Annotated in this window: 9 protein-coding genes; 2 read left to right on the top strand and 7 right to left on the bottom strand. The window is 48.9% G+C overall.

The features are described from left to right. Positions 1-72 precede the first annotated feature (72 nt). The 5 genes from qcrB to AXFE_RS05410 all read right to left on the bottom strand — a co-directional run bounded on the left by qcrB (position 73) and on the right by AXFE_RS05410 (position 6,513). Complete coding sequence (gene qcrB / locus AXFE_RS05430; RefSeq protein WP_052604888.1) at positions 73-1,698, bottom strand: cytochrome bc1 complex cytochrome b subunit; 1,626 nt, start codon at positions 1,696-1,698, stop codon at positions 73-75. Further along, a complete protein-coding gene (locus tag AXFE_RS05425) occupies positions 1,695-2,600 on the bottom strand; it encodes a ubiquinol-cytochrome c reductase iron-sulfur subunit (protein ID WP_052604887.1) in 906 nt (301 codons plus the stop codon). The genes qcrB and AXFE_RS05425 overlap by 4 nt, the downstream gene beginning before the upstream one ends. After that, the gene (gene qcrC, locus AXFE_RS05420) at positions 2,597-3,493 is read right to left on the bottom strand and encodes a cytochrome bc1 complex diheme cytochrome c subunit (protein ID WP_052604886.1); all 897 of its coding nucleotides are present in this window, start codon (positions 3,491-3,493) and stop codon (positions 2,597-2,599) included. Before qcrC ends, AXFE_RS05425 begins: the two co-directional genes overlap by 4 nt. Positions 3,494-3,502: 9 nt before the next feature. After that, complete coding sequence (ctaE, locus tag AXFE_RS05415) at positions 3,503-4,102, bottom strand: aa3-type cytochrome oxidase subunit III (RefSeq protein WP_052604885.1); 600 nt, start codon at positions 4,100-4,102, stop codon at positions 3,503-3,505. 218 nt (positions 4,103-4,320) lie between these two features. Then, positions 4,321-6,513: a HelD family protein gene (locus AXFE_RS05410; RefSeq protein WP_160291742.1), complete on the bottom strand. Its 2,193-nt coding sequence runs from the start codon at positions 6,511-6,513 to the stop codon at positions 4,321-4,323. Between the two features lie 426 nt (positions 6,514-6,939). On the opposite strand from AXFE_RS05410, the gene hemE reads away from it, so the two are divergent. Together hemE and hemG are read left to right on the top strand one after the other, a co-directional pair. Next, on the top strand, positions 6,940-8,049 hold the full coding sequence (gene hemE / locus AXFE_RS05405) for a uroporphyrinogen decarboxylase (protein WP_082058517.1): 1,110 nt from the start codon (positions 6,940-6,942) through the stop codon (positions 8,047-8,049). Further along, the gene (hemG, locus tag AXFE_RS05400; RefSeq protein WP_052604883.1) at positions 8,046-9,491 is read left to right on the top strand and encodes a protoporphyrinogen oxidase; all 1,446 of its coding nucleotides are present in this window, start codon (positions 8,046-8,048) and stop codon (positions 9,489-9,491) included. Before hemE ends, hemG begins: the two co-directional genes overlap by 4 nt. A 34-nt stretch (positions 9,492-9,525) precedes the next feature. Here hemG and disA read toward each other — a convergent pair whose 3' ends face one another. Both disA and AXFE_RS05390 read right to left on the bottom strand, forming a co-directional pair. Continuing rightward, positions 9,526-10,620 (bottom strand): DNA integrity scanning diadenylate cyclase DisA, encoded by a 1,095-nt coding sequence (gene disA / locus AXFE_RS05395; RefSeq protein WP_052604882.1) that lies wholly within the window; start codon positions 10,618-10,620, stop codon positions 9,526-9,528. Between the two features lie 11 nt (positions 10,621-10,631). Beyond that, positions 10,632-11,999: an ATPase domain-containing protein gene (locus tag AXFE_RS05390; protein ID WP_152625883.1), complete on the bottom strand. Its 1,368-nt coding sequence runs from the start codon at positions 11,997-11,999 to the stop codon at positions 10,632-10,634. Positions 12,000-12,188 lie beyond the last annotated feature (189 nt).

The raw sequence follows: 12,188 nt of genomic DNA, 5'->3' as shown, positions 1-12,188 counted from the left end.
GCGTCCATAGTTCTAGAGTTGTTAAATCGAAAAGCTAAATTTAGCAACTCTAGAACGAATGTCCGTAGTCTCTTATTCTCTTTTATCTCGCCTAGAAATGCGCCCTCGGGGGTCGCCCGTTCCACCCCTTGGAGTTCGAGGAATCTGATAGACTCCCGTCCCACCGCTTTGTAGCGGTCCAAGGTCGACATCGTTTGTGGAGATCGTTGATCCTCCAGAAGGGGCACCAACGGCAATCGCCGAAGCCAACTCTTCATGACCGTCTTTGATGGCGTGATACCTAATCTCTTCAGGAAGTTCCTCTATAACTTCCTCGTGCATTGGAGCTCTTAGCGCAGTCTCAGTAGTGGAAAACTCACCCTCAGACGAACGAGAGATAATGAGTATCCGTTTGCGTCGACCCGTAGTCGATACCGCACCCGTTTCGGAGGCAACCTTGTATGCGACAAATGCCGCCAGAGGAGGAACCACGAACAACAGGACTCTAAAGGCCCACAGGACAAAGTTCAGCGAGAGGCTGTAGCTATTAGCCAAGACGTCTGTGGAGCTAGCAAAGAATAGCACTACGTAAAAGGCCAATATTCCAACTCCAAGCGACGTCCGCCACGGCACATCTCTCGGATTGTCGAGCAAATGGTGCTCTTCATAGTCCTTGGTGATCTTGCGCTCAATCATCGGCCACGCACCAAGAAGTGTGAAAGTAATACCCGGCAATAGAACCGCTGGGAAAAAGACATTAGGGATCATATGGCCAAAGGCCTGTATCTCCCAAGAAGGCATCAGTCGCAAAGCGCCATCCAACCAACCCATGTACCAGTCTGGCTGAACCGCATATGAGACCCGATAGGGAACGTACTGCCCGTAGAGCCAAATCGGATTAATCTGGACCAATCCACCCAGCGCAGCAATGACCGCCGCAGTTACAAAGAAAAATCCACCAGCTTGAAATGCATATGCAGGCCACATCGCCACACCTACAACATTTCGATTGGTCTTTCCTTTACCCTTGAACTGAGTGTGCTTTTGATGCCACATAATAGCCAAGTGTGCCGTCAGCAGTCCAATGATCAATCCCGGAATAATTAGAATATGCAATGTATAAAAGCGTGGGATGATGGCATTACCAGGGAATGTCCCACCAAACAAGAAGAATCCCAAGTAACTTCCGACCACCGGAACGCTCAAAACAATCGAATAGGCGATTCTAAGGCCAGTTCCAGAGATCAAATCATCCGGCAAAGAGTAGCCGAGGAATCCATTGACAATTGCCAATACCAATAGTCCCGTTCCAACGAACCAGTTGATCTCTCGAGGCTTTCGGAAGGCACCCGTGAAAAAGATACGACATACGTGCACGATTATCGCAGCTATAAATACGTTGGCGGCCCAGTGGTGCATCTGGCGCATTACCAATCCCGCTCTAACCGAGAATGAGATATTCAAAGTTGAAGCAAATGCCTCCGAGACTTTGTGGCCTCGATCTGGGAGATAGGCGCCATGGTAGGTAATCAGCTTGCTAGAGGGTACAAAGAAGAAGGTGAGGAATACCCCTGTGAATAGCAATATCACAAAGGAGTACATCGCGATCTCACCGAGCATGAACGACCAGTGGTCAGGGAAGATCTTATTTAGAGATTTCCTCGTGAACTTAGCAATTCCTAAACGCTCATCAAACCAATCTGTAGTTTGAGTAATCATGGGCGCTCCCAATATCCGGGGCCTACAGGTTGGTCATAACCAGCCTGTGCGTGCATATTACCGTTTGAATCAAAATAAATCGGAAGCTGAGGAAGCGGACGTGGGGCGGGCCCAAAGACTGGAGTTGCTCCAGTTAAAACGTCAAACAACGACTGATGGCAGGGACAGAGCAACTGCTGTGTCAATTCCTCATATAGTCCTACGGGACAACCAGCATGAGTACATACCTTGGAAAAGGCCAGATATCCCAGTGGCCCCCAGGTCTCGCGCCCCGGTCTTGTGGTCCAGTTTGCCGTGCCCACTCTGATCAAGACGGTTTGTGAGATGGCCCCACCTACGTCATTTGATGGAAAGACAGTCATAACGCCACCGACCTCAAGGGTAGAAGAGGTAACTTGCTTTCCGTCTGGGCCAACTACTGCCGACCCTTTCCTCCAAGGTGTAGTCGTCAAAGCTTTCTTAGGTACGGGACCCAGTGATCGCAGAAAAGGAAACAGGTTTATCAGCCCAAAGAGGGCTATCGAAGCTCCCATGAGTTTTCCAAGGAAGGGTCGACGCCCGACCGCCTTGGAACCTCGATCAAGACTTTCCAAGAGAGCTTGACGCTCCAAGATCTCGCTCTTGATGGTATCGCGTTCCTGGACATATGGTCCTTGTGGAACTAGATACTTTCCCCAAGCAACCATTCCAACGCCTATTCCACCAAGTGTGGCAAATAAAAGTCCACCTTCAACTTGGGGTTGTCCACCAAGCCAGTAGGTAACAGCTAAACCAACGGTTGCCAAAACCGAGATCACAAAACACACCGCCACTAAGATCTCAATCGATCTTGTTGAGCGCTCTGGCACCTGTGAATTGGCAACCTCAGGGGGAGTAGGGGATTCGTTATCGACCTTGCTCATTTGTTCTTTCCTCCGATCCAAAAACCTGCGAGCATGATAGAGCCAAGTCCAACAAGGATTCCAACAAAACCTTCGGTAACAGGGCCAACATGCCCTAGTGCAATTCCGCCTCGATCATTAGGATGTTGGAGGTAACCAACATACTTTGCTAGATCGGCAACCTGTTGGTTGGACAGAGTTAAAGGACCAAAGCGAGGCATGTTTCCTGGACCAGTTCGAATGGCTTCAGCGATCTGAGTAGGAGTTGCGACCGAGAGGCTTGGGGCGTAAACCCCAGAAGCTAGCGCATCCCCAGCTCCAGTAATGGTATGACAGGCGGCACAGTTCGTAGAGAACAACGTTGCGCCCGCGGACTCACTGGCAAGAGATAGATTTACGTTGGGTATCAGCGGACCACCACTCGATAGTGAAGCTACGTATGCGTCGATGGCGAGAGTTTGACTCCGTGAAAACCGAGAGGGTTTCTGAACAGCTTGTATAGTAGGATCAGCTAAGGGCATACGCCCCGTTGAGACCCAAAAATCGACAGTCGCTGCACCTAGGCCTTGAAGGTTAGGCGCCCTGGAACTTCCCTGGGCTTGAGTGCCATGGCAGCTCGAGCAGTTCTCCAGAAAGAGCGACTTCCCCAATGGAATCGAGGAGGCGCTTAGAGTCAAATTAGTGATGGCAGCACTATTGGATGATCCGCCACCTGTCTTAGAACCATAGATATACGAACCGGTATAACCGTAGTTTGAAGCGTTATTTGAAAGATGAGAAGTGTTATTTGATTGAGCTGAACTAGCTTGAGGATAAAGGGCCAAAATGCTCCCACCCACAGTCAAGGTCCCAACAGCAATTGGAATCAAACCTGCTCTTTTCAGCAACGTCTTAGAGGTCTTGCGTATTGACATTCGCCACTCCTAATGAGTCAAGAAAAGCACGGCATATAGAGCAATCCATACGATGTCTACAAAGTGCCAATAGTAACTGAGCGACTGGATAACAGGCAGAGCGCCTGGATCGTCTGTTCGACCAGCCAATCTGCCAATCAAAAAGATCATTGCCACTAGACCTAGAATGACGTGGAGACCATGAAGGCCGGTCATCACGAAAAACAAAGATCCAAAGGAGTTCGTGGATGCGCTAAAGGCAACGTGCGTCCACTCAACAACTTGGTTGGCCACGAATGAACCGCCCATGGTGATCGTCAATACGATCCACCAAATAGCGGACTTTCTGCGACCATGCTCGGCCTCAAATACAGCCTTTTGCATCGTCACCGAAGACATAACCAAAATTATTGTAAAGATACCCGACTGAATGACATCCAATTTGATGCCACCAGGAGGCCATGGTCCCGTTGCGTTGGAGCGCAAGGTGAAATATGCAGCGAACAGACCCGAAAAGAACATCAATTCTGACGACAACCATACCATCGTGCCAATTCCAAGCATCGATGGACGATTAAAGCGAATTGGTTCGCTTTCAGCGCCACTGCGCGTAGCGATAGTTTGAGACATATACCCCATTCTTACCCGTAAAATACGTTCAAACTGACCTAGACGGCCACAGTCACCCCTAAAGCTGACATTTTGTTCAGTATTGCAGAATCTAGACTAACCCGAAAGTCAGGATCTCTGTTCTATAAAATAAAATCGTACTAAATCAATCAAACCTCTTTATGCCTATCAAATCTTACAAATAATTTCATATCGACCTGATCAGAGCAGCCTTTCAGTTAACTTCCAATAATCTTCCATTCCAACAATTTCGATCTCTCGTATTCGCCATAGATAATCGTTAACCTCTTGGTGGCACGAGTTATCGCTGTAAAGAGGGCGGCTTTCGCCGATGCCTCATCTTTGACCAAACAAGTGGGCTCAACTATCACGACACAATCGAATTCAAGACCTTTGGCATAATCGAGTTCCCTAATCTCAATTAAAGCTGACTCTTGGTGATCTTGCATCCATAGAGCTCTGCAATTTTCCAAATCTTCATATAGCTCAAAATTGGAGGGAACCACTACTCCAACTAGTCCACTACCAATCTCAGTGGCGGCAGCTTCAACCCAACGCCAGATCGATTCACTTTCAACTTTGCCAGATATCTCTATGATCTTGGGCTCAACACCTGTAGAGCGAATCGACACCGTGGGCGCGAGACCCATGGAAGTTGGATCAAAGAGGCGATAGGCGAGGTCCGAGATCTCGATGGGAGTGCGATAGTTTATACTGAGCTCGTTATAGTTCCACTTTGAAATTGCGCCGCACAGCGGCGCTACTATCAAATTCCAATCCCGTTGACCATAGATTGATGTCGTCTGAGATAGATCACCTACCAAAGTAATAGAAGAGCTAATTGATCGACGCGCAAGAACGCGCGCCTCCATGTATGAAAGTTCCTGCGCCTCGTCGACGACTATATGGCCATAACGATTGACCTCAGACTGATGGCCCTTTCGTTTCAAAACTGGACCCAGATGCACATAAGCTTCGTCCGCCAGGGCAAGATCAAACCTCGAGAAGTAGCCTCTTTTGTGAGAAGAGGTCAAGACCTCAACCTCTTTCTCGTTTAGGACTCCTCTTGATGCCAAACGGGTCAATGCAGGGTGAGCAAAAAGGTCGTTCACCAATTCAAGCGAGGTCAGACGCGGCCAAATTCGGGTAACGATTCTAATAAATTCCGACTCAGATTTTATGGATCCTACGACCTCTGCTATCACGGCCTCGTCGTCTTCTTCGGGATCGACTGCCTCAATAATCAGGTCTTGATGCTCCTGGTCGTATGCTTGAGATTCTTCGTTAAACTTTGCTAGTTCATCTCTTTGAAACCTTGTTGTAAGCTCTATATAGATCTTGGCCAGCTGACGGGAGAGTACTGCCTCGACAATCTTTGCCCTCTCGTTGTGGCTTCCCGTTCTCCTTCTGGCCTGGCGTATAGCCTTCATCGACATCTCTCTGGTAACCCAAAGCTGAACCGAACCAAGATAAAAAGATAGATCCTTAGAGAGCGGGCGCTCTCGATCTAAAACTGCTTTAGAAATTACCGAAACCATCCTTTGGTCCGATTTAATCAGGGCCTCTTGATCGTTTGCCCGACGAAGCTCCACATTCAAGTCAATAAGATTCGCGATCGTTGTAATCTCTACACCAGTTTCACCAAGCGAAGGCAAGACGCGCTCGATATAACGCGCAAATGTGGCATTTGGAGCTACTACGAGAACCCCCTGATTTTCAAGCCTCGCGCGATAGGTATACAAAAGATAGGCTGCACGGTGCAGTGCGACTGCCGTCTTTCCAGTACCTGGGCCACCCTGAACGACAAGAACTCCAGGAAGTGGGGCACGAATAATCTCATCCTGCTCAGCCTGGATCGTAGCAACGATATCTCCCATTTGGCCAGTTCGAACACGGTCCATGGCGCTAAAGAGCGCACCTGCCCCCGAAAGTTCCACCCCTTGGCCACCAGAACTATCAAGATCACCTAGAAGTTCATCTTCTATCGCGATCAGCTCTCGATCCTTAATTTCAAAGTGGCGCCTTAGGGAAATACCCATAGGATTTCGAGCAGTTGCTCTATAAAAAGGTTCCGCGACCGGCGCCCGCCAATCGATTACCAAGGGCTCCATGTCAGAATCAGCGACAGCGACTCGCCCAAGATAAAAACTTTCAGATGGGCCAATGATATCTTTATCCCTGTCAATCCGGCCAAAGCACAGCGCCAAGATGCCAAATTCTAGATGTTCTAGGCGATCGAGTGTCGCTCGTACGACCATGTCTCGCTCCGTACGAGCCTGATGGGTTCCACCGCGCTCTTGCTCAAAAGCATCCGAAAGAGTGCTATTGAGGCCGGCACGGATCTCGTCCAAACGCTCATAGGCCCTTTTTATGTAGTCTCGCTCACGTGCGAGATCGGGATGAGTATTCAAACGAATTGATCCTCTCATGGGTCTTAAAGCCAAAACTCAAGCTGCAACCGATTTTCAAATAAATGCCCCGCGCTAAAAGAGGAGAGATGACCTCTTTGAAACCCCTTCAACAACACCGTCATAATTGCGCCATTAAAGGCTAGTTGAGCATTTAAAGTATCAGTCACTGACTTCTAGATGGCAAGGCCAGGCCGATAAGAGCAACTACAGGAATAGGCAAACAAAATGTCATGGATCATTTATCACTTGTTGGGCCTTGCCATCTAGAATATTGAAGATGGTTCTAAATGGCCAGGATCTCTTCGAAGATAGATAATTTAAAGACGTAGAAATCGAAGGCGCTCTTCAAAACTTTCTGATGGCACTCGCTCTCTAGAGGGTGTTTTGAATTTCGACCACCAATTTCCCATAAAAGGCAAGATACAGATGGATTCAACCAGCCAAATGGCTGACTTTAGCGAGTCAAACTTTATTCAGGCACTTAGCCTTGGCAAAACAGAAAAAACTCCCGTATGGTTCATGCGTCAAGCAGGACGTTCCCTACCTGAGTATCGAGCAATTCGGGGAGTAGGTTCGATCTTAGATGCAGTCGCAAACCCATCGCTCGCCGCCGAGATCACCATGCAACCGGTAAAAAGATACGGGGTAGACGCAGCAATATTGTATTCGGACATTATCGTTCCGGTCCATGCCTGCGGATTCGGTATCGATATTATTCCAGGTACCGGCCCAACTACCGATCGACCTTTTGAAGGCGAATCAGATCTAAAGCGCCTAGCCAATTTTGATGCCAAAACCGATACCGGGTATGTCCTTTCGACGATTGAGATTCTAAAAAAAGAGCTTGAAGTCCCGCTAATCGGCTTCGCCGGAGGTCCATTTACTGTAGCCAGTTACCTTATCGAGGGAAAGCCAAGTCGAAATTTCATAAAGACAAAGCAGATGATGTACACCCAACCAAAGCTCTTTGAATCACTCCTTTGGCGTTTGACAGAGATTACCGTGGACTTTCTCAGCGCCCAAGCTCAATCCGGAGTAAATGCAATTCAGCTCTTTGACTCTTGGGTGGGCGCCCTCTCTCCTAGAGAGTATCGTCGATTTATTACCCCCTGTGCCTCAGAGATATTCTCATCACTCTCAAAGTTCAACATTCCCATGATTTCATTTGGAACCAATACCTCTGAACTGCTCGGACTCTTCGTAGAGGCTGGGGCAAGTGCAGTTGGCCTCGACTCTAATACCGAAATTACAACTGCAACCAAACGCCTCGGCGACAAGGTGGCGATTCAAGGTAACCTCGATCCAGTAGTCTGTCTGACTTCAGTCGATAATATTATCTCACAGGCACGCCAAGTGCTTATGGATTCAGCGTTCGCACCTGGATATGTCTTCAACCTTGGCCATGGTGTGCTTCCAGAAACAGACCCCACAAAACTTGTTGAACTTGTGGACTTTCTCCATCAAAACGGAGAAGAGATTCGAAAAAACGAAAGGGCTAGCGCAACTTTAGCCAACAGGGAGGAACACATCAAGTGAACTACCTTGTAGTTGGCGCCGGAATCACCGGCATAGCAGCATCGATAGAGCTAATCTCTTTGGGAGTCGACCCTACCAAAATTACCCTAATAGAGGCTCAAGATCGCTGTGGTGGAAAGATCCGATCAAAGATGATCGCGGGCATTTCCATCGACGTTGGCCCCGATTCTTTCCTCACCCGAAGCCAGGCCGGAATCGACCTCGCCAAGAAACTTAATATCCTCGATCAAGTCGTTCGACCCAGCACTTTCTCAGCAACCATCTTCGCCAAAGGGCGTCTTCATGATGTGCCCTCGGGCATCATGTTGGGTGTTCCAGTCGATATCAGGGCCTTTCTGGGTAGCGCATCGATGCTCAGCTTAAAAGGTCGACTTCGCGCAGGGTTGGACTTTGTACTCCCTAAGACAAAGATCGGTGATGACGCCACAATATCTCATCTAATCCGTGCTCGCTTTGGCCACGAAGTTGACGAACTATTGGTCGACCCCATGGTGGGTGGGATCAACGCCGGCTCCACCAAGTATTTGGGACTCGCCTCAGTAGCGCCTGCATTTTTAAAGTCTTATAACAGCCAAAGTGGACGTTCGCTAGCAAAATCGCTAATAAAGATCGCACCGCCTAAACCTTCGGCCGATGGGACAAAGAGTGAGATACCCTTCGCATCATTTGGAGGCGGCCTTGAAACTTTAGTTCAAGGAGGTGTCGCCCATCTTCTCAAAGAGGGAGCGACCATAATGACGTCTACTCAAGCTATAGCTCTGGCTAGCGATGGCATTAAATTTCACGTTAGAACCAAATCAACGGCAATTGCAACCGAGAACGACTCAGAGATAGCACAAGAGTTGAGCGCCGATGCTCTAATCCTTGCGCTGCCAGCCCCTCAAGCCACCACACTTCTTGGTGGAGTATCTCAAGCGGTCGCAGAACTAATTGGGAGAATCGACTACTCACAAGTGGGAATCGTCCTATTGGCCTACAAGAAGGGAAGCTTCAAAGCCCCTCTCAAAGGAAGTGGCGTCCTAGTTCCCAAGATAAACAATAGGCTCATCACGGCAATCACATTTGCAAGTCGAAAGTGGAGCCACCTCGATAATTCAGGCCTTGAGATACTAAAGGTCTCGATTGGACGCCACCGAGATACTAGGTTCGAATCGATGAGCGATGAAGATCTCACTAGAGCTGTCAGCCAAGAAGTTGGGGAGGTCTTAGGTGCCACAGTTGCACCGATAGAATCGGTCGTCTTTAGGTGGAAGGATGCACTTGCGCAATATCGTCCTTTTCACTCCCAGCTAGTCGCCTCAGCGAGAGAAGAGCTTTCCAAAGTCGGAGCTATCGAAATTTGTGGAGCTGCATACGACGGCGTCGGTCTTCCGTCTTGCATTGAGTCAGGCCAAAAAGCAGCACAACGCCTTCATGCAACGGTCGGGGCCAATGACCTCTAGCTCCCTGAAAGTAAATCGCTAATGGACTTTATTGCTAATGGACTTTGGGGTCCTCGCCAGCAAAGATGTCGACCACAGCTCTAGCCCAGATCTGACTAACTCCTGGTATCTCTACCAAATCTTCAACCGAGGCTTCAGCAAGACTTCTCCCGGCGGGAAAGCCATCTAAAATGGCATATCGAACCGAAACGGGTAGCTCTTGGGCTTTTGCCATAACTCTCATTCCTCGTCCCGAGACCTGGCTCTCTTCGAGCCTGTGGTCGCGACGATCGAAGTTACCCCAGACCTTTGCGCACAGCGATATCCCAAGAAGGCCTTTGGCTACCTTTTCAAGAATCAAGAGATCGTCGGTCTCCATTGATCCCAAAAACTCTATTACCATATCGGCCTCAGTAGTAGAACAAGCACCCATATAGTCTTCGATAACCGCCCGATAGTTAAGCTCAAAACCACTTGAAAGTTCATTGAGTTGGAGCGAGACTAAGCGCCCATCGACACCAAGCTCGACGAGGGATGTCTCAATCTCCTCTGCAATCCGTCGAACCATCTCGTACCTTTGTAAGACAAGGACCACATCTCGAAAATGAACTTGGTTGGTATATTCCGATTGATCCAGTCGTGCCAATACCTCATCTAGGCGTTGTCCATAGCGTTCCAAGGTTGCTAGTGCTTGATTCGATTTCGAGAGCAGAGCCCCTATTGAGGCCAGAGAATGGCGCTTATCACCACGATATGCTGTTATTACCGACTGCTCCTCTGAGACGGATAATACCGGGATTGAAAGGCTTCTAGCGACTCTTTCAGCTGTGCGGTGGCGCGTTCCTGTCTCAGAGGTTACAACCTTTGGATCCGGCATCAAATGGACATTGGCCCGAGCGATACGGCGCGCATCCCCCGATAAAATTATGGCTCCGTCCATCTTGGCAAGCTCATAGAGACGCTGAGGGGAATACTCGGTGTCTAAGAGAAATCCGCCCGTACAAATCGAAAGAACGTCAGCGCTATCTCCAACGACGACCAAAGCTCCCATGCGGGCTTGCAGAATTCTATCCAAACCATCACGAAGAGGAGCACCTGGCGATACAAGTGCCAGCGTAGATGATATTTCGGGCCCCGTCTTAGAAAACATGTACAAGTATTCTAATGGTTTGTGGAGCTTTTATTCTTGATTAGAGAGAGCGACGCTAAGGCTTCATTCAGGGTTGTTACAGATCTTGCCCCACGGCTCGCCTCAGCGAGTCTCGGCACTATCGATCGATCAAAGCCGTGGCGCTGTAGTTCTGTAATACGCTCGGCGTCGCCGCTCACCCGCCGAACTTCACCCGTCAACCCCAATTCACCCAATACTCCAACATTTTGGGGTAGTGCAAGACCTAAAACTCCCGAAACAATGGCAGTTGCTATGCCAAGGTCCAATCCGGGATCGTCCGAGACAACGCCTCCGGTAAGTGAAACAAAGATATCGAACTTGTCGAGACGAATCTTTGCGAAATGTTCAATCAAACCTACTATCACCTGGCATCGTTGGCCACTGAGACCCAGAAAAGCTCGCTTTGGGATCTCACGCGAATTGAGGACAACTAAGGCTTGGATTTCAACCAACCTCACCCTAAGACCATCTCGAATGGCACTAATCACAGAACCGCTAGCACCCTCTAGTCTGTCTTGAAGCTGTGCTACTGAAGGATCAGGCTCATCCACAAGGCCCTGGTTGACCATCTTGAAATAACCGACCTCAGAGACGCGACCAAAGCGATTCTTCACGCAACGAATCGAGCGATCTTGCCCACTTCTCTCACCTTCAAGGACGAAAACGGCATCTACCAGATGCTCAAGCAACTTAGGACCTGCTATCGAGCCATCCTTTGTTACGTGGCCAAGAATCAAAACACATATCCCATTCGCCTTGGCAAGCTCATTTAGGGTTGTCGCACAGTGGCGGACCTGATTTACCGAACCAACCATTCCTGTATTCTCGCCGTCGTAAATAGCTTGTATGGAGTCCACTATGAGCAGATCGTAGTTAGCGACTACCCCTAAAATCTCCTGTAGCTCTACGGCATGCAAAAAGTCAACTGCCCCTGAATCAAGGCCCATGCGGCTCGCACGACCTGCCACTTGAGCGCCAGACTCTTCACCGCTTACATAAAGTACTCGAAAATTAGCATTACCAATTGAATTGGCAACCACTAGGGCCAAAGTCGACTTACCGATTCCTGGTTCGCCACCGATTAAGGTCGTCGAACCCATGACAATTCCACCAGAGAGCGCTCGATCAAATTCACTCAGTCCGCTAGAGATCCGAACACTCGGACCATTTGCAACCTGGGAAAGAACACTCGGAGCAACCGAAACTCTTTTGTCGGCTCCACTTATGTTATTTGGCCGCACTATGGGTGCTATGGTATTCCATCCCCCACAGACCCCGCACTGTCCAAGCCAAGTCGCATATCCTGATCCGCAATCGCCACATGCATACTTGGGAGAGTTTTTCGAATTAGCTTTCATTGCCTTAGACGCTATCAGCTTGTTGTAACCCAATGGCCAAAACCAATGCGACCTTTCACTCTCAAGAAGTTACAAAAGAGATCTTAAAGAAAGCTTCCCCTCTCACAGATGTGAGAGGGGAAGCAATCTAAACATATTGAAAACCTGACAAAAATTTAGATCCTAATTCATCTTTTGGTCTCAAAGATT

The sequence above is a fragment of the Acidithrix ferrooxidans genome (assembly GCF_000949295.1).
Taxonomy (GTDB): Bacteria; Actinomycetota; Acidimicrobiia; order Acidimicrobiales; family Acidimicrobiaceae; genus Acidithrix; species Acidithrix ferrooxidans.
The sequence above is the reverse complement of the archived record's forward strand: the minus strand, read 5'-3'. Positions and strand labels throughout refer to the sequence as shown.